The organism is Roseateles sp. Mitsp63, from assembly GCF_059491535.1.
The window spans coordinates 5,781,720-5,802,440 of the sequence record NZ_CP168509.1; the positions used below are offsets into that span (position 1 = coordinate 5,781,720).

The window sequence follows — 20,721 nt, forward strand, 5'->3', positions numbered from 1 at the left end:
ATGCTGGCCGACCCCGCCTCGATCGCCGACCCGGCGCCGCCGCCGGCGCTCGTCGTCATCGTCGACGACGACCCGTTCGTGCGCGCCGCCACCAGCAGCCTGGTGCGCGCCTTCGGCTGGCAGGTGCGCAGCTTCGCGTCGGCGTCGGAGTTCTTCGCCGCCGATGTGGCGCCCCGCATGCACTGCCTGGTCTGCGACATCCACATGGATCAGCTCGATGGCATCGGGCTGCTCGCGCGGCTGCAGGACGGCGGCTGCCACGTGCCCACCGTCTTCATCACGGCGCTGACTTCGGAGTCCGTGCGCCGCCGCGCGCTTCATCAAGGCGCGCTGTGCGTGCTCGACAAGCCGATCGACGCGGCGGAGCTGGAAGACTGGATGCGGCGCGCGCTCAAGGAGACGGCCGCGGAAGGATGAGCGCCGGCCGGCGCCTGAGCCGGCTCGACGCCAGCATGACGCTGGCGTTGAGCACCAGGCCGACGAAGCCCGGATGCAGGTCCTGCAGCCAGGGGGGCGCCCACGGCATCAGATCGCGCAGCGTCAGGCCGCCGATGGCCGTGGCGATGACGAAGCCCACGCCCGTGACGATGCCGGCCATGGCGCCCGCGTGATTGGCCGCCGAGGGCGCGATGAGCGCGGTGAGCAAGGCCGGCGCGAGCTGGGCCACGACGGCGAAGCCGATCAGCAGCAGCGCGACGATGCTCGCGCCGCCGCCCAGCGTCAGTGCCACGGTCACGCCCATCAGCAGCGGCACGGCCAGGCGCGACACGCGCATCAGATGCGCGTCCGAGCTGTTCGGCCGCAGCGGGCGGTACAGGCTGCGCGTGAGCAGCGTCGACGCGGAGATCAGCATGATCGAGCCCGGCACCAGCGCCGTCAGCATGCCCGCCGCGCCGATCACGCCGACGAACCACGGATCGAAGGCGCGGATGGACAGCTCGAGCAGCGCCAGGTCGATCCGCCCGCCGCTCAAGCCGGGCACGTTGAGCACGGCGGCATAGCCGGCGAACATCGAGAACAGCATCACCAGCGCGTAGAGCGGCATCACCGCCGCGTTGCGGCGGAAGATGCGCGGCGACTTCGCGGTGAAGACGGCGCTGAACGCATGCGGCCAGAGATACATGCCGATCGCCGACATGGTCACCGTCGACGCGAACCAGGCGGCGTTGCGGCCGGTCTCCGGCAGGGCGAGGAAGCCGGGGCGAGCCGCCTCGATGCGCTCGAACATCGCGCCCACGCCGCCATGGAAGTGCGCCGGCAGGTAGAAGCCGAGGAAGGCGCAGACCGCCAGCACCAGCACGTCCTTGACCACCGCCGTGACGGCCGAGCCGTGCATGCCCGAGACCATCACGTAGGCCGTCATCGCCACCGCGCCCACGATGACGGCCACGGCGGGCGACAGCACGCCATGGGACGTGACCTGCACGATCAGGCCCAGGCCCTTCATCTGCACGACCAGGTAGGGCACCAACGCGAGCAGCGCCACCGCGGACACCAGCAGGCCGAGCGCGGGACTGCCGTAGGCGGCGGCGAACACCTCGGGCTGCGTCATCGCGCCATGGCGCCGGGCCAGCCGCCAGATCGGCGGCAGCAGCCAGTACGACATCACGAAGGCCAGGCAGGTATAGACCAGGACATAGAGCGCCGCGCCGCCATGGCCGTAGGCGAAGCCGCTGGCGCCCAGGAAGGTGAAGGTGGTGTAGAGCTCGCCCGCCATCAGCACGAAGACCAGCACGGTGGAGAAGCCGCGGCCGCCGACGCTCCATTGCGCCAGGTCCATGCGCACGCCGCGCCGGGCCCAGAGGCCGGCGCCCAGCGCGAACAGCAGTGCGATCAGGATGACGGCCAGCGCGGCGTTCATTCCTCCTCCCCTTGCGGCGCGCGGTTGGCCGGATCGAGCCGGTACACGCAGGCCATCACGAGCGCGCTCAGCAGCACGCCGCCGATGATCCAGGCCATGAAGAAGGGCAGGCCCAGCACGAAGGGCTTGACGCGGTTGGCCACCGCCAGGCCGAGCGCCGCGTGGAGGAAGGGCAGCAGCCCGAGCCAGTGATGAAGTCGCATCGCGTCAGTCCTTGTCGGTGGCGGGCGGCGGAGGCGGCGAGGCCTGCGCCAGCGCGCGCAGCACGGCGTCCGGCGTGGCCGGCGCCTCGCGCACGCGCACGCCGGTGGCGTGGTGGATCGCGTTGAGGATGGCCGCGGCGGTCGGCACCAGCGCCGGCTCGCCGATGCCCTTGGCCCCATACGGCCCCAGGGCCGTGGGCGCCTCGATGAACAGGGTCCGTACCTCGGGCACGTCCCGGACGGTGGGGATGAGGTAGTCGTGCAGGTTGTTCCCGGAGCCGGGCTCGTAGCGCTCCATCAGCGCCATGCCGACGCCCTGGGCGACCGCGCCTTCGATCTGGCCCTGCAGCAGCGTCGGATTGACCATGCGGCCGACGTCGTGGGCCGCGACGACGCGCCGCACCCGCACGCGCCCGGTGTCCAGGTCCACGAGGACCTCGGCCATCTGGGCGCCGAAGGCATAGGCCGCGTAGGGCCGTCCCTGGCCGTCGTGGTCGAGCGCGGTGGTGGGCGGATCGAAGCGCTCCTCGCTCATCAGCGCGTAGCCGTGCTCGTTCACCGGCAACCCGGCGAGGTCGATGCGAACGTCACCGACGCTCACCCAGCCCGCGCCGAAGCGCACCGGCGCGGCGTCGTCCGCGTCCGCCATCCGGCGAAGCCGGCCCAGCAGCGCCTGCCCTGCGAGGAAGGCGGCCCGGCCGGTGACGAAGGTCTGGCGCGAGGCCGAGGTGCGTCCGCAGTCCGGCGTCAGGTGCGTGTCCGCGCCGACGATGCGCAGCGTCGCCAGCGGAATGCCGAGCGCATCGGCGGCGATCTGCGGAATCACCGTGTTGGCGCCCTGGCCGGCATCCACGGCGCCTTGATGCAGCACCAGCGTGCCGTCCGGCCGCAGGCCGATGCGCACGGTCGAGGGGTTGGGCAGCGCGGTGTTGCCGCAGCCATAGAAGAACGCGGCCAGGCCCACGCCCCGCTTCTCGCGCGGTCCGGCGTCGGCGCCGCTCGCGCGCGCCGCCTGCCAGTGGGGGCGGAGCGCTTCGAGGCAGGCGACGAGGCCGACGCTGTCGTCCAGCACCTGTCCGGTCGGCAGGCTGTCGCCCGGCCGCAGCGCGTTGCGCAGCCGGAACTCCAGCGGATCCCAGCCGCCGCGCACGGCGAGCTCGTCGATGAGCTGCTCCTGCGACATGGCCGTCTGCGGCACGCCGAAGCCGCGGAAGGCGCCCGCCGGCGTGATGTGGGTGTGGCGAGCGCGCGCGCGGGCGCGGTAGTCGGCGATGCGATACGGGCCGCCGGCATGCACCGGCACGCGGTTCGCCACGGCGGTGCCCCAGGACGCGTAGGCGCCGGTGTTGTAGTCGCCCTCGAAGGTCACCGCCAGCAGCCGGCCCTGCGCATCGGCGGCCATGCTCGACGCGATGCGCGCGGGATGGCGCTTGGTCGACGTCGCCATGGATTCCTCGCGCGTGAACACCAGCGCCACTGGCCGGTCCATGTGCCAGGCGGCGATCGCCAGCAGCGGCTGCACCGTCATGTCCAGCTTGCCGCCGAATCCGCCGCCCACGGCCGTGGGCACGACACGGACCCGCTCCGGCGCCACGCCGAGGATGCGGGCCAGTTCCTCGCGGTGGGGATGCGGCGCCTGCGTGGACGAGTGGACCTCGATCACGTCCCCCACGCGGCGCGCCCATCCGGCTTCCGGCTCCAGATAGGCATGCTCGACGAAGCTGGACTCGAAGCGCCCGTGCACGACCAGCGCGGCATCACGCAGCGCGGCGTCCGCGTCGCCCCGCTGCACGGTGCCTTCGATGAGCAGATTGCCCGGGCGGTGCTCGTGGAGCAGCGGACTGTCCGGGCGGGCCGCGATGTCCACGTCGAACAGCGCCGGCCTCGGCGTCCAGGTGATGGGAAAGGCCGCCAGATCCAGCGCGGCCACGGCGTCCGGCTCGCCCACGATGAGGGCCACCGCCTCCATGTGATGGCGCGCCTCGTCGGTGGGCAGCACCGGCTGATCGGCATAGGGCGTGGCCACGCCATGCAGGTTGCGGCCGGGCACGTCGGCATGGGTGAGCACGCGCGCGACGCCGGGATGCGCATCGACGAAGGCCTGCAGATCGCCGAAGACGAAGCCGGCGCGCGGATGGGGACAGCGCACCGCGCGCAGGTGGAGGCTGTCCGCCGGAATCCCGTCCGCGCCAAAGCGCTCCGTCCCCGTGACCTTGGCCTCGCCGTCCAGCCGTGTCAGCGGGCGGCCGACGGCGCGGCTCTCGTCGGGCAGCGTGAGCGGACGCGGTTCCGCGCCGATGGCCACCTCCAGCACGGCGTCGACGATCTTGCGATAGCCGGTGCAGCGGCACAGCACGCCGTCCAGTGCCTCTTCGACATCGGCACGATCACGCACGCGCCCGGCGTCGATCGCCGCGCAGGCCGACATCAACATTCCCGGAATGCAGAACCCGCACTGCACCGCCTGGTGAGCCAGCAACGATTGCTGCAGGCGCCGTCCGCACGCGCTGCCCGAGGCCAGCCCTTCGACGGTGAGCACCCGGCGCGATCGCAGCTGAGCCACCGGCGTGATGCACGCATACACGGGCTCGCCGTCGACGACGATCGTGCAGCTGCCGCAATCGCCCTGTCCGCAACCGACCTTGGTGCCAGTCAGTCCCAGGTCCTCGCGCAGGAAATGCGTGGCCGGCCGCGAGAGGTCCTCGGGCAGCGGGTGCCGCTCGCCGTTGACCTCGATCCACTCGGACATGGCGTCGGGCTTGGCCGTCATGCGGGCACCTCGCACCGCGCGCATGCGCGCTGCACCGCGACGCGCGCCCAGTGGTGCCGCAGCGCGGCAGAGCCGCGGCGGTCATCGATGGGCGACAGCTCGGCCATCGGTGTCGCGGCGATCAGGGAGGGAATCGCCTCGCGCGACGCGCCTTCCAGCAGCGACTCAAGCGCGCACAGGCGCACGGCGGCTTCGGAAGCACCGCCCACGGCGATGGCCGCGCTCGCGAGCGTCCGGTCATCGCGCCAGCGCAGCCGCACGGCGGCGGCGACCACCGCGATGGCCGATGCATCGCGCTGTGCGAGCTTGATGAAGGCCGTCCGTTCACTGGGTCCCGGCGACTCCACCAGGATCGCGGCGAGGAGCTCATCCGGCAGCAGCGCGGTGCGCTGGCGGCCGAGCACGAACTCCGGCAGCGGCAATTGGCGTACGCCGCGCGGGCCGGCAAGCTCGACGCGCGCATCGAGCGCCAGCAGCGCCGGGATGCCGTCAGCGACGGGGGATGCGTGGCACAGGTTGCCGCCAAGGCTGCCCCGCAAGCGGATCTGCCTCGATCCGACGGTGCGCGCGGCCTCGCGCAGCACCCCGGGCATCTGCTCGCAGCGGTCGATCCGGTCCCAGGTGACGGCCGCGCCGATGCGCAGCATCGATCCGCTCGCCGTGATGCCCTGCAGCGCGTCGACGCCGCTGATGTCCAGCCACGGCACGGCCGATGGCGCGGCCTCGCCCTGCGCGTACGCGTCGGTCGCGCCGCAGACGATGCGGTGCGCACCGCGGGCCAGCGCGGCCAGCGCGTCGTCCAGCGATCGGGCGCAGAGGTAGTTCATCGGCGGAGGTCCGGCGGTCAGTCCTGCGCGCGCAGCGCGCGAAGCACGCAATCTACGACGAAGTCGGCCCATTCTTCCAGCGCGCCCGGCCCGTCCAGCGACTCGCCCAGGAAGGCCGAGAGGGTGAAGCGGTTGGAGGTGAAGAAATAGGCCGTCGAGACGATCAGCAGATAGACATCGCGCGGCCGCAGGCCGGGCCGGAAGCAGCCCTGCGCTTCGCCGCGCTTGAGGATGTCGGCGATCAGGTCGAGCGCGTTGGAGGAGAACTCCCGCGCCTTCTCCGACTTCGCGACGTGGCGTCCCTTGTGCAGGTTCTCGGTGTTGAGCAGGGTGACGAACTCCGGATGACGCCGGTAGTAGGCGACCTTGAACCGGATCAGCGCCGTGATCGCCTCGATCGGGTCCGCCCGCACGGGGGCCTTGGCCTCGGCCTCGTCCATGCGCTGGTAGATGCCCTCCAGGACCGCGATGAACAGCTGCTCCTTGCTGCCGAAGTAGTAATAGATCATCCGGTCGTGCGACTTGGCGAGGCTGGAGATCTTCTCGATGCTGCCGCCGTCGTAGCCGTGACGCGCAAAGATGCGGGTCGCCGCCTTGAGGATGTTGTCGCGCGTCGCCTGCGCGGAAGCCTCTCGCGCGCCGGTGCCGCGGACTGCCTTCGTCTTCGTGGTGTTTGCCATGGGATCCGATGTAGCAATCGCTACATTTTGCGCGAGGTTCGCATCATAAGCGTGGCCCTTCAACCAAACGAAGGTATGAGCCTGGTGGCCCGCTCGTTCAATTCCCGCGCGGCCCGGCCGCTGCTCTGATGGATCCCGAGCCGCTGGAGGTTCGCTCCAGCGCCGATTCCCATGCCAATCAGAGGCCCTCATGACCCCATCCTTCCTCCGCCCGTTCGCCGCGTTCGCCTTCGCGGCCGCCAGCTTCGCCGCGCCGGCCTTCGCCGCCGATGCGCCGGCGGGCAAGCCCACCATCGTGCTGGTGCACGGCGCGTTCGCCGATGCCTCGAGCTGGAACGGCGTGGCCGCCGAGCTGCGCGACAAGGGCTACCCCGTCGTGGCGGTGGCCAATCCGCTGCGCTCGGTCGCCGGCGACGCACGCTACACCGCCGGGCTGATCGACCGCATCGCCGGCCCGGTGGTGCTGGTGGGCCACTCCTACGGCGGCTCCGTCATCAGCGTCGCGGCCGAAGGCCAGCCGCGCGTCAAGGCGCTGGTCTACGTGTCCGCCTTCGCGCCGGAGCGTGGCGAATCGGTGGCCGAGCTCGCCGGCAAATTCCCCGGCAGCACGCTGGGTGACGCGCTCGCGGCGCCGGTGCCGCTGCCCGAGGGCGGCAACGACCTCTACATCGATCAGCAGAAGTTCGCCGCCCAGTTCGCGGCCGATGTGAAGCCCGCGCAGGCGCGGCTGATGGCGATCGGACAACGGCCGGTGACCGAGGCCGCGCTGTCGGAGCCCAGCCAGGGCACCGCCTGGAAGGCGCTGCCGGTGTACTGCCTCTACGGCGACAAGGACAAGAACATCCCGCCGGCCGCGATGGCCTGGATGGCCGAGCGCGCGCATTCGCGCAGCACCGTCGTCATCCCCGGCGCTTCCCACGTTCCGCAGGTCAGCCATCCCCACGACGTGGCCGCGCTGATCGAGACCGCCGCCCGCGCCAATCGATGAACCCTTCGAAGGAGACCGCCATGTCCATCTTCAGCAACGACACCCGGGACGCCACCGGCATGCACGATGCCGGCGCAGCCCCCGGCGCCGCCGGCACCGCCGGTGACTCCCGCCGCCACTTCCTGGCCAAGACCGCCATCGCCGGCGCGGGTCTGGCGCTGGCCGGGCTCCCCGGCCTGCTGCGGACCGCCGCCGCGGCGACGCCCTCGGGCGGCGCGGGGAACGCGGGCTTCGGCCCGCTGCGGCAGATCGATGCGGGCCCGCTGAATGTCGGCTACGTCGACATCGGGCCGCGCGACGGCCAGCCGGTCCTGCTGTTCCACGGCTGGCCCTACGACATCCATTGCTACGAGGAAGTGGCGCCGCTGCTGGCCGCGCAAGGGATGCGCGTGATCGTGCCCCACCTGCGCGGCTACGGTACGACGCGCTTCCTCTCGGATGCGACCTTCCGCAGCGGCCAGCAGACGGCGCTGGCCGCCGATGCAATCGCGCTGATGGATGCGCTGGGCATCCGCCGCGCGGTGGTGGCGGGCTGCGACTGGGGCGCGCGCAACGCCTGCGTGATGGCCGCGCTGTGGCCCGAGCGCTGCCAGGCGCTGGTATCGGTGAGCGGCTTCCTCGTGCTCGACCGCGCGACGGCGCTCACGCCGCTGGCGCCGGCCGATGAGCTTACGTGGTGGTACCAGTACTACTTCGCCACGGAGCGCGGCCGCATCGGCTACCAGACCAATCTCAAGGCCTTCGCGCGGCTGATCTGGCGCCAGGCCTCGCCGCGATGGCAGTTCGACGACGCGACCTTCGAGCGCTGCGCGCAGAGCCTGGTGAATCCCGACCAGGTGGCGCTGGTGGTGCACAACTACCGCTGGCGCATCGGCGCCGCGGACGGCGATCCGCAGTACGACGCGCTCGAGCGCCAGCTGTCGCAGGTGAAGACCGTGGCGCTGCCGGCGATCACGCTGGAAGGCGACGCCAACGGCGCGCCGCATCCCGCGCCGGCCGCCTATGCCTCGCGCTTCACCGGCCGCTACGAGCACCGCGACCTCACCGGAGGCATCGGCCACAACCTGCCGCAGGAAGCGCCGGCCGCGTTCGCCAAGGCCGTGCTCGACGTGAGCCGGTGGTGAATCGCCCCACCATAGGAGAACGCAGATGAAGACATTCCTTCTGGCGCTGGCGGCGACGGGGATCGCCGTGTTGATCGGCCTGTCGCGGCCGTATGCCGCGATGTCGACGGCATCCGCCGCCGAGAGCGGACCACCGAAACCGGCGTCGCCGATCTACGGCGTGACGGTACCGGAGGGCTATCGCGACTGGCAGTTGGTGGGCGTCGCGACCGAGGACGCGCCGCTCGACGAGCTGCGTGCGGTGGTGGGCAACCGCATCGCGATCGACGCCTATCGGCTCGGCAAGCTGCCCTTCCCCGACGGCGCGATGCTGGTCAAGCTCGCGTGGAAGCGGCAGCGCTCGACGGAGTTCGCGGCCGCGACGGTGCCGGGCGCGCCGACCACGGTCCAGGTCATGGTCAAGGATTCGAAGCGCTATGCCGACAGCGGCGGCTGGGGCTACGGGCGGTTCGTCAACGGCCAGCCGGTGGACCAGGCTCAGCATCAGACCTGCTTCGCGTGCCACAACGCGCTGGTGAAGGCGCGGGACGACGTGTTCACGAAGTTCGCGCCGTGAGGCGGGGCGGTCGGTGGCCTCAGCGCCGATCATCGAACGGCGCGAACACCTCCGCGACCCAGTCGACGAACAGCCGCAGCTTCGCGCTGAGGTGCCGCGAGGCCGGGTAGACCACGTGCAACGGATGGCGCGGCCGGGTCCAGTCGTCGAGGACCGTGCGCAGCGCGCCGGACGCCAGGTGCGGCGCCACCGCGAAGCGGAAGGTCTGACCCAGCCCCATGCCGGACAGCAGCGCGCTCAGGTGCGCGGTGCTCTCGTTGACCGCCATCGCCGTCTCGCCCGCGATCTGAAGACGCTCGTCGCCGCGATGGAACTCGAGCGGGAACGCGCGCCCGGTCAGCGACGAGAAGTAGCCCGCGATCGCATGTCCCGGCACACGCGCGCGGTCGTCCGGCCCGTGCGCCCGCGCGATCAGGTCGGACGGATGCTTGGGGACGCCGCGCGCCTTCAGGTACACCGGGCTGGCGCAGGTAACCCAGTCGAGATCGGCGATACGGCGCGCGACCAGCGTCGTGTCGGCAAGCTCCCCGCCGCGGATCACGCAGTCGACGCCTTCTCCGATCAGATCGACTGGCCGGTCGCTGACGCCCAGGTCCACGTGCAGCTCGGGATGGCGCGCGCGGAAGTCGGGAAGCGCGGGGATCAGGATCATGTTCGCGAGCACCGATCCGACGTCGACACGCAGACGCCCTCGAGCCTGCGCCCGCGATTGCGCGGCGAGCTCATCCATCTCGGTCAGGTCTTCGATCAGGCGCCGCGCGCGCTCGTAGTAGGCGGCGCCCTCCGGCGTCACGCTGACGCGCCGCGTCGTGCGCTGCAGCAGGCGCGTGCCGAGGTGGCGCTCCAAGTCCTGCACGAGCTTCGTCACGGTCGGGCGCGGGATGTTCATCGCATCGGCGGCCTTCGAGAACGCGCCCGACTCGGCGATGCGCACGAAGACGCGCAGCGCGAGCAACTGGTCCATCGATCAATCTCCTTTTCCGCAGGCGTTCCCAATGAAGCGCGGCACGCCAGCTGTCGATTATTCATCCTTGGGAAAAAAGATATCGAGTTCGTCGGCTTTATTCGAACGTGGTGAATTTTTAAGCTTCGCTCACCTCTTCACCACTTCACGAATGGAGCGAATCATGAGCAAGCAACTCGAAGGCAAGGTCGCGGTCGTCACCGGCGGCACCACCGGCATCGGCCTGGCGGCGGCGAAGGCCTTCGCCGCGGAAGGCGCGTTCGTCTACATCACCGGCCGGCGCAAGGCCGAACTCGATGCCGCCGTCGCCGCGATCGGTCCGAACGCCGCCGGCGTGCAGGCGGACTCGACCCAGTTGGCCGATCTCGACCGGCTGTACGCGGAGGTCGGCGAGCGTCACGGCCGTCTGGACGTGCTCTACGCCAATGCCGGCGGCGGCACCATGGCCGCGCTGGGGGAGCTCACCGAGCAGCATGTGGACGAGACCTTCGACCGCAACGTGAAGGGCGTGATCTTCACCGTGCAGAAGGCCTTGCCGCTGCTGGACAAGGCGGCCCACGGCGCGTCGGTGATCCTGGCGGGATCGACGACGAGTTCGATGGGCACGGCCAACTTCAGCATCTACAGCGCGACCAAGGCGGCGGTGCGCAACCTGGCGCGCAGCTGGATCCTCGACCTGAAGGGCCGCGCGATCCGCATCAACACGCTGTCGCCCGGTCCGATCCACACGCCCGGCCTGGTGGAGCTCGCCGGCCCCGATCCGGCCAATCAACAAGGCCTGCTGGACTACCTGACCTCGCAGCTGCCGATCGGCCGCATCGGCCAGCCGGAGGACGTGGCGAAGGCGGCGGTATTCCTGGCGTCGGACGCCTCCGCCTTCGTCACCGGGGTCGAGCTGTTCGTCGACGGGGGCATGGTGCAGGCCTGACCGGACGGCCCGCTGCGACGGGCATCCGCGGCGCGGTCAACCGCCACAATGCGCCGCATGGAACTCCTGAAGACATTCGGCCTGTTTGTCGCCACGGCGCTGGCGGAGATCGTTGGCTGCTATCTGCCCTACCTGTGGCTGAAGCAGGACCGGTCGCCCTGGCTGCTCCTGCCTGCCGCGGCGAGTCTGGCGCTCTTCGCCTGGCTGCTGTCGCTCCATCCGACAGCAGCCGGGCGCGTCTATGCCGCCTACGGCGGCGTTTACATTGGCGTGGCGGTGCTGTGGCTGTGGCTCGTGGACAAGGTGACGCCCACCGCGAGCGACTGGATCGGCGTCTCCGTCTGCTTCGTCGGCATGGCCATCATCATGTTTGGCTCGAGGGCGCAGGGCTGAGCGCCTTGCGAGCCCCGCCCTTCAGCGGTTCCCGCTCCCACCGCCAGCCGGTGGGCGAGTCAGGTCGCGGATCGTCGTGTTGAGCACGGAAAACTCCACCGGCTTGACGAGGTGGGCGTCGAAGCCCGCCGATGCCGTGGCCATGCGGTCATTCGGCTGACCCCAGCCCGTGATCGCGATCAGCACGACGTCCTGCCCGGCGAGCCGGCGCAAATGGCTGGCGACGTCGAGTCCGCTCAAGCCCGGCAGCCCCACGTCCAGCAGCACGACTTCATGGCGCCCCGCGCCGTACGCCTCGAGCGCCGCTTCGCCGCTATAGGCCACCTCCGTCTGGAATCCCACGTCATCCAGCGCAGCGGCCAGCGTATCCGCGCCATCCTTGTTGTCGTCGACCACCAGGACGCTGGTCCCCCGTCCGTCCGGAACCGGCAGTGCCTCCTGCGACGCCGCCCGCGTGCGCTCATCGGCCTCGGCGGCGATCGGCAGGCACACGACGAACCTGCTGCCGTGGCCAGGGCCGTCACTCGACGCGGAGATCGTCCCGCCGTGAAGCTCGACGAGCTGCTTGGAAACGGCCAGCCCGATGCCCAGCCCCGTCGGCGCCGCGCCGGAACTGTCCACGCGCGAGAACAGCTCGAAGACCCGCCCCTGGTGCTCGGGCGCGATGCCGATGCCGCGGTCGATCACCGAGACCTTGCCATGGACGCCCTCCACCTGCAGGTCGACCCGCACTTCGCCTGGCACCGGGCTGTACTTCGCCGCGTTGCTCAGGAGGTTGCCCAGGACCTGCTGCAGCCGCGTGCTGTCCCCGTTCACCATGACGGGCCGCGGCGGAAGCGAGAGCGCCACCCGGTGCTGCTTCTGGACGTAGAGCGGCTCGACCGCGTCCAGCGCCTGCTTCACGACCGTCCTCAGATCGACCAGCTCCCGCTTGAGCTCGATGGCGTTGCGCGTGATGCGGCTCATGTCGAGGAGATCGTCCAGCAGCCGCGCCATGTGCGCGGACTGCCTCGCGATGACGTCGAGCACCTTGAGACTGTCGCCGTCGTTCGTGCGGCGCCTCAGCACGTCCACCGAGAAGCGGATCGGCGCCATGGGATTGCGCAGCTCGTGGGCGAGGGTCGCCAGGAAGGTGTCCTTGAGCTGGCTCTCATGCTGAAGGCGCGCCTGGGCCTGCGTCAGTTCCGTCACGTCGACGGTCGCGCCGAGCACGCGGCGGACGACGCCGTCGTCTCCGGCCACAGGCCTCATGGAGGTCAGCAGCTGCAGCTCTTCACCCAGGTAGGTGGCCGTCTGGGACACGGTGAGCGGGCTGCGGGTGCGGATCGACTCCAGCACCCTCTTCGCGAACTCCGGTTGCCGCGCAATGCTGCCGACCTCGGCACCGATCACGGCGTCTCGATGGATGCCGAACGGCACGTTGACCGCCCAGGTGTAGCGGGCCTGCGTGTCCGCTTCCCATGCCATGACCTTGCCGCTGTGCAGCGCCAGCTCGAAGCGCTGCTCGGCGGACTGGCTTGCGCGCAGCGCCTCCTGCTGGACCGTGATGTCGACGACGACGCCGTAGGCGTGGAGCGCGCGCCCCTTCGCATCCAGCACCACATGCCCGTCGAACTGGGCCCAGACGTCCTGCCCTTCGTCCGGCGTGTGGATCAGGCCGACCAGGCTGAAGCGCCCGCCGGCCTCCGAGGCATAGCGGTAGCGCTCGAGGAAGCCGGCCCGGTCGGCGTCGGACAGCCCGGCCAGCATGTCCTCCATCGTGGCCCAGTCCCGGCCGAAGATCTCCTTCGGCGCGCCGGCCGTGGCCGCATAGCCGTCATGCCGGCTCCAGTCCCAGGTCACCATGCGGCCCGCGGCCACTGCAAGGCTGAGCCGCTGACGCCCGAGCTTCTCCTTCCTGGTCAGATGCCGGGCGCGCGCGGAAACCGCCGCGACCAACGCACCGCTGCCGATGAACAGCGCGATGAGTTCCACGTCGGCGAGGCGGGTGATCGGAAGGATGGCGCCGATGGGCTCGATCCAGAAGTACAGGACGGCGAGCACCGAGGCGATCAGCAGGACCGCCGCGGGACCGATCCCGCACAGCAGGCCCACGATCACGAGCGCGGGGAAATAAGGCAGCAGCGGCGCCCGGCCGTCGAGCTGCGGCTGGAGATGCATGTTCAGCCAAGTGGCCATGACGAACACGCACGCGGTCACCGGCCATCGCAGCGCGGCTCTTTCGATCACCATGGCGGTCTCCCTTGCATGGGTGCGGACGTGCGGAGGGGAGCTACTGTAGCGCTGCCGGCCAGGCGGCCCGTCAGCGTGCCAGCCGAGGCTCCGTCGATTCAAGTCCCGCTGCCCCCCGGCACCTCCTCCGCCAGCCACCGATTCTTCCCGCTGCGCTTGGCTCGAAGCATGAGATGGTCGGCGCGCGCTATCAGTTCATGCGGCGTGGCGTCCTCGCCGTCGCGGGTCAGCGCCACGCCGACGGTCACACCGACGCGCACCAGCGTGCCGCTCCCCAGCGGCACGTCCTCGCCGATGGCGCGCATCACCCGATCGACGATCCCCTTCCATTCGACGCCCTCGATGGGCGCGAGCACGAGCACGAACTCGTCCCCGCCCATCCGCGCGGCGGTGTCGGACGGCCGGATGGACGCCCGCATGCGCCCGGCGATGACCTGCAGCAACTGGTCGCCGGCCTCGTGTCCGTACCGGTCATTGACGGCCTTGAATCCGTCCAGGTCCAGATAGCAGACCGCGACCTGCGCCCCCAGGCGGCGCGCGACGGCTTGCGCCTGTCCGGTCCGGTCGAGCAGCAGGACCCGGTTCGGCAACTGCGTCAACGGATCGTGGAAGGCCGTATGCGCGAGGCTCTCGTTGGCCGCCTTCAGCGCCGTGATGTCCACCAGGATGACGAAGATCTCCGTCGCCGAGAGCGGCACCGCGCCGAAGTCCACCCACACCAGCTCGCCGGACTTCTTGCGCATGCGCAGTTGCGCGTGGTAGTAGCCCTCTTCGCGCAGCGCCTTGTAGCCTTCCACGCCCACGCGCCGGTACTCCTCGTCGTCCCAGTAGAGCTGCCGGACCTGCAGGTCCTGGAGCTCGCCAGGTCCGTAACCCAGCAGGCGCTCGGCGGCCCGGTTGCGCCAGGTGATGACGCGGTCCTTCACCCGGGCCATGCCCACCAAGTCGTTCTCGAGCATCGCGACCTGCTCGCGCATGAGCCGCCGCTGCTCCGTGACGTCCCGGGCGGACGAGAACACGAACAGGCGATCCGCGATCTCGGCGATGCTCAGCTGCATCTCCACGTCGAGGATCTGCCCGTCGTCGCAGCGATGCTGGACGTCCACGCGCTGGCGTTCGCCGGGCTTCACCTTGGCGAGCCAGGCATCGATGGCGGCCCTGTCCTGGTTCACGTCCCAGCTGGAGATGTGCCGGCCCAGCAGCTGCTCGCGCGAGGACTTCAGCATCTGGGCGAAGGAGTCGCTCATCTCCACGAGATGCCCGGTCGCGTCGGTAATGTGGATGCCGTCGCCCGCGGTGCGCAGCAGCGCCTGCAGCCGCTTGCCCTGATCGAGCAGGGCGCGCGCGAAATCGGCCTCGCGGCGGCTGGCGCGGTGGATGACGAAGCTCGCCCCCAGGGCCAGCGCCCAGACGCAGCCGGACAGCGTGACGACCAGCCAGACCTGCCGCCGCCAGGGCTCGAAGAAGCGATCGTTGCTGATGCCCACGAACACGGTGAACGGCCAGGGCTGGAGCGAGCGATAGGCCGTGGTCCGCTTCTCCCCGTCGAGCTGCACGCGGGACACGAAATGTCCGGCATCGGGCTGCTTCGCCGTCGCCGCGAGGAGCTCGGGCGAGACGGCGGTGTCGCCGGGCTGGCCCTGGATCGCGCTGCCCGGGGAATAGCGGGCCACCAGGCGGCGGTCGTTGCGCCGGAGCGCGACCGAGTCGAGCGGCTCCAGGTCGTAGCGCTGGAAGTTGCGCTGGAAGTGCTCGGCGTTGATGCTCGCGTAGAGCACTCCGGCGAAGCGCCCGTCGAGCCGCAGCGGATGGACGAAGGCCACGACCCAGCGGTTGGAGACCCGGGAGGTGAGCGGTCCGCCGATGACCGTCAGCCGTTCAGCGCTGGCGCGTGCCTGGCGGAAATAGTCGCGATCGGAGACGCTCACCGGCGGGCCGTCCGGCAGGTCCGTGCCCCAGCGGACGACGCCCGAGGCGTCCGTGAGGCGGAAGGCCTCGATCCCCTCGAGCAGGGTGAAGCGGCCGCGCAGCACGTCGTTGATGACGGCGTCGGGCGATTGCCGTCGCTCCGCCAGCAGGCGCTCGAGCTCGGAGGCGGTGGCGCGGATCACGCCGTCCACGCGCTCGATCTCGCCGCGGACGTTGAGCTGGGCGATCGCCGCGAGACTCTCCGCCCGGCTGGTGGCCTGAAGCTCCAGCGTGCGGTGGCTCTTGTGCAGCACCAGCCAGGCCAGCGCCACCAGCATGGCGGCGATCGCGCAATTGATGCCGACCAGCCACGCAACCACCTTGCGGCGGCTTTGCGCGTTGGCATCGAGCAGGGCTTGTTGGTCGCGGAGCGGCATTGGTCCAAGGGTGGGTGGCACTGATCAGACCATCCCGGGCGGGATCGGACAACCTCCCGGTGTGGTGGCCCGGGAACGTCACGCCGCGGCCTTGTTCGCTTTGTTTAGTAAATTCTGATAAAGATCACCCAGCTCCATGGCGTTTTATGGACCACGCGCCAGCGGCCATATATAACTGCGCCCAGCTGTCATCGATGTCCGGCAGCCCAATGACGGCCTTCGACCGCGAGGTCGTTTCTGTTTAGTAAATGGTCTTCCACGAACCACCCCTCCATCGCTGCACGGCGCAGGCAGATCCATGAGCCAAGTGACCATTCGGGACATCGCGACCGCGACCGGACTGTCGGCCGGCACGATCTCCCGCGCGCTCAAGAACCAGGAGGGCATGACCGAGGCGACGCGCTGCAAGGTGCGCGACGCCGCGCAGCGCCTGGGCTACGACCTGTCGCATCTGCGCAAGGTGCGCATCCGCCGGATCGCCTTCCTGCTGCACAGCCAGCACAACACCCTGGCGTCCAGCCCGTTCTTCTCGACGGTGCTGCACGGCGCCGAAGAGGCCTGCCGCCGCGAAGGCGTGGCCCTGTCCTTCAACGTGGTCGGCCCCTCGACGCCGGTGATGGACCAGATCAAGCTGCACCAGCCCGATGCGCTGCTCTGCGCCGGCTTCTTCGAGCCCGAGGTGCTCGCGGCGCTCAAGCTGACCGGCAAGTCCATGGTGCTGATCGACATGCAGCAGCGCGGCTTCACCTCCGTCAATCCGGACAACGCCATGGGCGGCTACCTGGCCACCCGGCACCTGCTGCGCAGCGGCCGGCGGCGGATCGCGATGCTGTCCGGGTCGCTGGCCCACTTCAGCATCGAGCAGCGCAACCGCGGCTTCCGCCGCGCGCTCTTCGAGTCCCGGGTGCTGGCCGATCCCGATCTCGAGCTCATCGTTCCCCGGCTGGGCGACGGCGACAGCGGCGTCGTCGAAGCGATGCGCCGCCTGCTGAGCCTGCCCAAGCCGCCCGACGCCGTGCTTTGCTACAACGACAGCACGGCGCTGGTGGCGATGGCGTACTGCCGCGGCCAGGGCCTCAAGGTGCCGCAGGACATCGCCATCGTCGGCTTCGACGACATCACCGGCGCCGCCACCAGCGTGCCGCCGCTCAGTACGCTGCGGGTGGACATGGAGGCGCTGGGCGCCGCCGGCGTCGACCTGCTGCTGCGGCTCAAGCCCGAAGACCCCATCGAAGAACTCGTCCTGCCGGTCGAACTGATCGTGCGTGAAAGCAGTTGCGACGACTAGCGCGCAACGGCCCCCCTCTCTCCCCTCCTGCGCCATGTCCGACTTCCCCGACTTCCGGTCCCCCGCCGTGCTGCTCGCCCACGCCCGGCACAGCATGGACTTCTACCACCCGCGCTGCATCGACCCCAGCGGCGGGATGTACCACTTCTTCAAGGACGACGGCACCGTCTACGACGCCCATCAGCGGCATCTGGTCAGCAGCACGCGCTTCGTCTTCACCTACGCGATGGCCTATCGCCACTTCCGCGATCCGGCCCATCTCGACGAACTGCGCCACGCGCTGCGCTTCCTGCGCGAGGCGCACCGGGACCCGTCGCATGGCGGCTACGACTGGCTGCTGGACTGGCGTGACGGCCGGGCCGAGGTCCTGGACGGCACGCGGCACGCCTACGGTCACGCCTTCGTGCTGCTGGCCTATGCGCACGCGGTGATGGCCGGCCTGGACGAGGCCCGCCCCTGGCTGACCGAGACCTTCGAGCTGCTCGAGCACCGCTTCTGGGATGCCGCCTCGGGCCTCTACGCGGACGAGGCCAGCGCGGACTGGGAACAGCGATCGAGCTATCGCGGCCAGAACGCCAACATGCACGCTTGCGAGGCCATGCTCGCCGCCTTCGACGCGACCGGCGAGCGCCGCTACCTGGCGCGCGCCCGCGAGCTCGCCCACAACATCACGCAGCGCCAGGCCGAGCGCTGCGGCGGCCTCATCTGGGAGCACTACGACGCCCAGTGGCAGCCGGACTGGCAGTACAACATCGACAACCCGGCCCACCTGTTCCGGCCCTGGGGCTACCAGCCGGGCCACCTCACCGAGTGGGCCAAGCTGCTGCTGCAGCTGGACGCGCGCGCCGGCGCGCTGGACGCGGACCTGGGCTGGGCGCTGCCCACCGCCCAGCGCCTGTTCAAGGTCGCGATGGACAAGGGCTGGGACCGCGAGCATGGCGGCCTGCATTACTCGCTGGCGCCCGACCTCAGCGTGTGCGACGCTGACAAGTACTTCTGGGTCCAGGCCGAGAGCGCCGCCGCGGCCGCGATGCTGGCGCTGCGCGCCGGCGGCGACGCCGCCTTCTACTGGGACTGGTACGAGCGGCTGTGGGCCTACAGCTGGACGCACTTCGTCGACCACCAGCATGGCGCCTGGTATCGCATCCTGGATGGCGGGAACCGCAAGCTCAGCGACGAGAAGAGCCCCGCCGGCAAGGTCGATTACCACACCATGGGCGCCTGCTACGACATCGTGCGCGCGCTGCGCGAGGCCGCCCATGCATGACGCGCCGCTGATGCTCTGCGCCGGCGAGGCGCTCACCGATCTCCTGCACCAGGGCGGGGACCGCTGGCTCAGCCGTGAAGGCGGCTCGGTGTGGAACGTCGCCCGCGCGCTGGCCGCGCTGGGCGAGCGCACCGCCTTCGCCGGCGCCGTGAGCCGCGACCATTTCGGCGACGCCCTGTGGGCCGCCAGCGAGGCGGCCGGCCTGGACCTGCGGCTGATGCAGCGCGTCGATCGCTCGCCGCTGCTGGCCGTGGTCCAGCGCAGCGAGCCGCCGTCCTACTTCTTCGTCGGCGACGACAGCGCCGACCTGCACTTCGACGACGAGGCGCTGCCCGGCGGCTGGCCGGACGCGCTGCGCTGGGCGCATTTCGGCGGCATCAGCCTGGCGCGCCCGCCGCTGAGCGGCCGGCTCGTGGCCCTGGCCGAGCGGCTGAAGCGCCAGGGCGTGGCCATCAGCTACGACCCGAACTTCCGCAACCTGATGGACGCCCGCTACACGCCGACGCTGCGGCGCATGGCCGCGCTGGCCGATGTCATCAAGGTCTCCGACGACGATCTGCGCGGGCTGTTCCCCGGCGTGCCCCTGGACGAGGCGCTGCGGCAGCTGCGCGCGATGAGCCCGTCGGCGCTGTGCCTGTTCACGCGCGGCGGCTCGGGCGCGAGCCTGCTGCGCGACGGCCAGCGCTGCGACGCGCTTGCGCCGCGCGTCGAGGTGATCGACACCGTCGGCGCCGGCGACGCCAGCGTCGCGGGGCTGCTGCACAGCCTCACCCGCCATCCCGATCGCGGCTTGCAGGCGCACCTGCACGCGGCGCTGGCCAGCGGGTCGGCGGCCTGTCAGCACGCGGGCGCGGCGCCGCCATCGCGGCAGGCGGTCGAACGGCTGTACGAGCAACTGCAGGCCGGCGCCACCGCCTGACGCCGCGGCGCCATGACGCCATGACGCCATGACGCCATGACGCCATGACGCCATGACGCCAATCACGCGCCGCGACGGCGCGGCGGCGATCCCATACCGAGCGAGAGAGACAACATGGAACACGTATCCCCCCGCCCCGCGGCGGCCGCCTCGGGCGCGGCCGCCGGCTCCGCCGCCAGCGACGGCGGTCACACCGGCGCGCTGGTCGTCGTCACGGTGCTGTTCTTCATGTGGGGGCTGATCACCTCGCTGAACGACATCCTCATCCCCCACCTCAAGGCCATCTACACGCTCAGCTACGTGCAGGCGATGATGGTGCAGTTCTGCTTCTTCGGCGCCTACTTCATCGTGTCCCTGCCCGCGGGCGCGCTGATCCGGCGCCTGGGCTACCAGCGGGGCGCGGTGGCGGGACTGCTGATCGCGGCCGCGGGCTGCGCGCTGTTCTACCCGGCGTCCTTCGGCGGCTATGGCCTGTTCCTGCTGGCCTTCTTCGTGCTGGCCTCGGGCATCACGGTCCTGCAGGTCGCCGCCAATCCGTACGTGACGGTGCTCGGCCCGGCCCGCACCGCCTCGAGCCGCCTGAACCTCACCCAGGCCTTCAACTCGCTGGGCACCACCATCGGCCCCGCCGCCGGCGGCCTGTTGATCCTGTCCATCTCCGGCGCCGCCGCCGGCGCGGCGTCCACCGTGCGCGGGCCCTATCTCGCGCTGGCCGCCGCGCTCGCGCTGCTGGCGCTGTGCTTCCTGAAGGCCAGGCTGCCGCGCATCGAGGACGGCGAGGACCTCGCCCTGGACGGCGAAGGCCACGGCTCGGCCTGGGCGCACCGCCACCTGGTGCTGGGCGCGATCGGCATCTTCCTGTACGTGGGCGCGGAGGTGAGCATCGGCAGCTTCCTCATCAACTTCCTGGGCGAAGGGAACATCGCCGGCCTGGCGCATGCCGACGCCGCGCGCTACGTCAGCCTGTACTGGGCCGGCGCCATGGTCGGACGCTTCGTCGGCTTCGTCGTGATGCGGTCGGTGAGCCCGGGCAGGACGCTGGCCTTCAACGCCCTGGTGGCGATCGCGCTGGTGCTGACCGCCACCTTCGGGCACGGCAGCGTCGCGATGTGGGCCATCCTGGCCGTCGGCCTGTGCAACTCCATCATGTTCCCCACCGTCTTCAGCATGGCCCTCCACGGCCTGGGCCGGCACACCGGCCAGGGCTCCGGCATCCTGTGCATGGCCATCGTCGGCGGCGCCGTCGTGCCCTTCGCGCAGGGCGCGCTGGCCGACGGCCTGGGCGTGCAGCTGTCCTTCCTGCTGCCGGCCGCCTGCTATGCGTTCATCCTCTACTTCGGGATGCGATACGCCGCGATGTACGTGAAGCAGTGAGG

Annotated in this window: 18 protein-coding genes; 10 read left to right on the top strand and 8 right to left on the bottom strand. The window is 70.6% G+C overall.

Annotated elements, in window-relative coordinates:
- Positions 1-417 (top strand): response regulator transcription factor, encoded by a 417-nt coding sequence (locus tag ACEN96_RS25095; protein WP_495585735.1) that lies wholly within the window; start codon positions 1-3, stop codon positions 415-417.
- Here the strand turns inward: ACEN96_RS25095 and ACEN96_RS25100 are convergent.
- From ACEN96_RS25100 to ACEN96_RS25120, 5 genes are read right to left on the bottom strand one after another with little or no spacing between them, the layout of a single operon-like run.
- Entirely contained in the window at positions 392-1,861 is a 1,470-nt protein-coding gene (locus tag ACEN96_RS25100) for a sodium:solute symporter family protein (RefSeq protein WP_495585736.1), read from the bottom strand. The genes ACEN96_RS25095 and ACEN96_RS25100 overlap by 26 nt on opposite strands.
- Positions 1,858-2,064 carry a DUF3311 domain-containing protein gene (locus tag ACEN96_RS25105; RefSeq protein ID WP_495585737.1) on the bottom strand — a complete coding sequence of 69 codons (207 nt, stop codon included), beginning with the start codon at positions 2,062-2,064 and terminating at the stop codon, positions 1,858-1,860. Before ACEN96_RS25105 ends, ACEN96_RS25100 begins: the two co-directional genes overlap by 4 nt.
- 4 nt (positions 2,065-2,068) lie before the next feature.
- A complete protein-coding gene (locus ACEN96_RS25110; protein WP_495585738.1) occupies positions 2,069-4,834 on the bottom strand; it encodes a molybdopterin-dependent oxidoreductase in 2,766 nt (921 codons plus the stop codon).
- Positions 4,831-5,661: an FAD binding domain-containing protein gene (locus ACEN96_RS25115; protein ID WP_495585739.1), complete on the bottom strand. Its 831-nt coding sequence runs from the start codon at positions 5,659-5,661 to the stop codon at positions 4,831-4,833. The genes ACEN96_RS25110 and ACEN96_RS25115 overlap by 4 nt, the downstream gene beginning before the upstream one ends.
- Before the next feature lie 17 nt (positions 5,662-5,678).
- Positions 5,679-6,341 (bottom strand): TetR/AcrR family transcriptional regulator, encoded by a 663-nt coding sequence (locus tag ACEN96_RS25120; RefSeq protein WP_495585740.1) that lies wholly within the window; start codon positions 6,339-6,341, stop codon positions 5,679-5,681.
- A 190-nt stretch (positions 6,342-6,531) separates the two neighbouring features.
- Between ACEN96_RS25120 and ACEN96_RS25125 the strand changes: the two genes are divergently transcribed.
- The 3 genes from ACEN96_RS25125 to ACEN96_RS25135 are packed head-to-tail and all read left to right on the top strand — an operon-like array spanning position 6,532 to position 9,009.
- Positions 6,532-7,329: an alpha/beta fold hydrolase gene (locus ACEN96_RS25125; protein WP_495585741.1), complete on the top strand. Its 798-nt coding sequence runs from the start codon at positions 6,532-6,534 to the stop codon at positions 7,327-7,329.
- Positions 7,330-7,388: 59 nt separating this feature from the next.
- A complete protein-coding gene (locus ACEN96_RS25130; protein ID WP_495588686.1) occupies positions 7,389-8,453 on the top strand; it encodes an alpha/beta fold hydrolase in 1,065 nt (354 codons plus the stop codon).
- 25 nt (positions 8,454-8,478) lie between these two features.
- Entirely contained in the window at positions 8,479-9,009 is a 531-nt protein-coding gene (locus ACEN96_RS25135; RefSeq protein WP_495585742.1) for a cytochrome P460 family protein, read from the top strand.
- A gap of 19 nt (positions 9,010-9,028) precedes the next feature.
- Here ACEN96_RS25135 and ACEN96_RS25140 read toward each other — a convergent pair whose 3' ends face one another.
- On the bottom strand, positions 9,029-9,973 hold the full coding sequence (locus tag ACEN96_RS25140) for a LysR substrate-binding domain-containing protein (protein ID WP_495585743.1): 945 nt from the start codon (positions 9,971-9,973) through the stop codon (positions 9,029-9,031).
- Positions 9,974-10,136: 163 nt separating this feature from the next.
- Here ACEN96_RS25140 and ACEN96_RS25145 point away from each other — a divergent pair, with 163 nt between their 5' ends.
- Together ACEN96_RS25145 and ACEN96_RS25150 are read left to right on the top strand one after the other, a co-directional pair.
- Entirely contained in the window at positions 10,137-10,901 is a 765-nt protein-coding gene (locus ACEN96_RS25145) for an SDR family oxidoreductase (RefSeq protein WP_495585744.1), read from the top strand.
- A gap of 57 nt (positions 10,902-10,958) precedes the next feature.
- Entirely contained in the window at positions 10,959-11,294 is a 336-nt protein-coding gene (locus tag ACEN96_RS25150) for a YnfA family protein (protein ID WP_495585745.1), read from the top strand.
- 21 nt (positions 11,295-11,315) lie between these two features.
- On the opposite strand, the gene ACEN96_RS25155 is transcribed toward ACEN96_RS25150, so the two are convergent.
- Entirely contained in the window at positions 11,316-13,526 is a 2,211-nt protein-coding gene (locus ACEN96_RS25155) for an ATP-binding protein (protein WP_495585746.1), read from the bottom strand.
- A gap of 98 nt (positions 13,527-13,624) precedes the next feature.
- Positions 13,625-15,871: a bifunctional diguanylate cyclase/phosphodiesterase gene (locus ACEN96_RS25160; protein ID WP_495585747.1), complete on the bottom strand. Its 2,247-nt coding sequence runs from the start codon at positions 15,869-15,871 to the stop codon at positions 13,625-13,627.
- Between the two features lie 298 nt (positions 15,872-16,169).
- On the opposite strand from ACEN96_RS25160, the gene ACEN96_RS25165 reads away from it, so the two are divergent.
- The 4 genes from ACEN96_RS25165 (at position 16,170) to ACEN96_RS25180 (ending at position 20,719) form a co-directional block, all read left to right on the top strand.
- Entirely contained in the window at positions 16,170-17,159 is a 990-nt protein-coding gene (locus ACEN96_RS25165; protein ID WP_495585748.1) for a LacI family DNA-binding transcriptional regulator, read from the top strand.
- 34 nt (positions 17,160-17,193) lie between these two features.
- Entirely contained in the window at positions 17,194-18,426 is a 1,233-nt protein-coding gene (locus ACEN96_RS25170; protein WP_495585749.1) for an AGE family epimerase/isomerase, read from the top strand.
- Complete coding sequence (locus tag ACEN96_RS25175) at positions 18,419-19,345, top strand: carbohydrate kinase family protein (protein WP_495585750.1); 927 nt, start codon at positions 18,419-18,421, stop codon at positions 19,343-19,345. The genes ACEN96_RS25170 and ACEN96_RS25175 overlap by 8 nt, the downstream gene beginning before the upstream one ends.
- A 114-nt stretch (positions 19,346-19,459) precedes the next feature.
- On the top strand, positions 19,460-20,719 hold the full coding sequence (locus tag ACEN96_RS25180) for a sugar MFS transporter (protein ID WP_495585751.1): 1,260 nt from the start codon (positions 19,460-19,462) through the stop codon (positions 20,717-20,719).
- Positions 20,720-20,721: the final 2 nt, after the last annotated feature.

What these genes read in the sequence shown, in the direction of transcription:
- ACEN96_RS25140 (WP_495585743.1), bottom strand. Translation starts at nt 9,973, where the DNA reads ATGGACCAGTTGCTCGCGCTGCGCGTCTTCGTGCGCATCGCCGAGTCG.
- ACEN96_RS25150 (WP_495585745.1), top strand. Translation starts at nt 10,959, where the DNA reads ATGGAACTCCTGAAGACATTCGGCCTGTTTGTCGCCACGGCGCTGGCG.
- ACEN96_RS25125 (WP_495585741.1), top strand. Translation starts at nt 6,532, where the DNA reads ATGACCCCATCCTTCCTCCGCCCGTTCGCCGCGTTCGCCTTCGCGGCC.
- ACEN96_RS25165 (WP_495585748.1), top strand. Translation starts at nt 16,170, where the DNA reads ATGAGCCAAGTGACCATTCGGGACATCGCGACCGCGACCGGACTGTCG.
- ACEN96_RS25135 (WP_495585742.1), top strand. Translation starts at nt 8,479, where the DNA reads ATGAAGACATTCCTTCTGGCGCTGGCGGCGACGGGGATCGCCGTGTTG.
- ACEN96_RS25105 (WP_495585737.1), bottom strand. Translation starts at nt 2,064, where the DNA reads ATGCGACTTCATCACTGGCTCGGGCTGCTGCCCTTCCTCCACGCGGCG.
- ACEN96_RS25155 (WP_495585746.1), bottom strand. Translation starts at nt 13,526, where the DNA reads ATGGTGATCGAAAGAGCCGCGCTGCGATGGCCGGTGACCGCGTGCGTG.
- ACEN96_RS25120 (WP_495585740.1), bottom strand. Translation starts at nt 6,341, where the DNA reads ATGGCAAACACCACGAAGACGAAGGCAGTCCGCGGCACCGGCGCGCGA.
- ACEN96_RS25115 (WP_495585739.1), bottom strand. Translation starts at nt 5,661, where the DNA reads ATGAACTACCTCTGCGCCCGATCGCTGGACGACGCGCTGGCCGCGCTG.
- ACEN96_RS25100 (WP_495585736.1), bottom strand. Translation starts at nt 1,861, where the DNA reads ATGAACGCCGCGCTGGCCGTCATCCTGATCGCACTGCTGTTCGCGCTG.
- ACEN96_RS25170 (WP_495585749.1), top strand. Translation starts at nt 17,194, where the DNA reads ATGTCCGACTTCCCCGACTTCCGGTCCCCCGCCGTGCTGCTCGCCCAC.
- ACEN96_RS25130 (WP_495588686.1), top strand. Translation starts at nt 7,389, where the DNA reads ATGCACGATGCCGGCGCAGCCCCCGGCGCCGCCGGCACCGCCGGTGAC.
- ACEN96_RS25110 (WP_495585738.1), bottom strand. Translation starts at nt 4,834, where the DNA reads ATGACGGCCAAGCCCGACGCCATGTCCGAGTGGATCGAGGTCAACGGC.
- ACEN96_RS25180 (WP_495585751.1), top strand. Translation starts at nt 19,460, where the DNA reads ATGGAACACGTATCCCCCCGCCCCGCGGCGGCCGCCTCGGGCGCGGCC.
- ACEN96_RS25160 (WP_495585747.1), bottom strand. Translation starts at nt 15,871, where the DNA reads ATGCCGCTCCGCGACCAACAAGCCCTGCTCGATGCCAACGCGCAAAGC.
- ACEN96_RS25175 (WP_495585750.1), top strand. Translation starts at nt 18,419, where the DNA reads ATGCATGACGCGCCGCTGATGCTCTGCGCCGGCGAGGCGCTCACCGAT.
- ACEN96_RS25095 (WP_495585735.1), top strand. Translation starts at nt 1, where the DNA reads ATGCTGGCCGACCCCGCCTCGATCGCCGACCCGGCGCCGCCGCCGGCG.
- ACEN96_RS25145 (WP_495585744.1), top strand. Translation starts at nt 10,137, where the DNA reads ATGAGCAAGCAACTCGAAGGCAAGGTCGCGGTCGTCACCGGCGGCACC.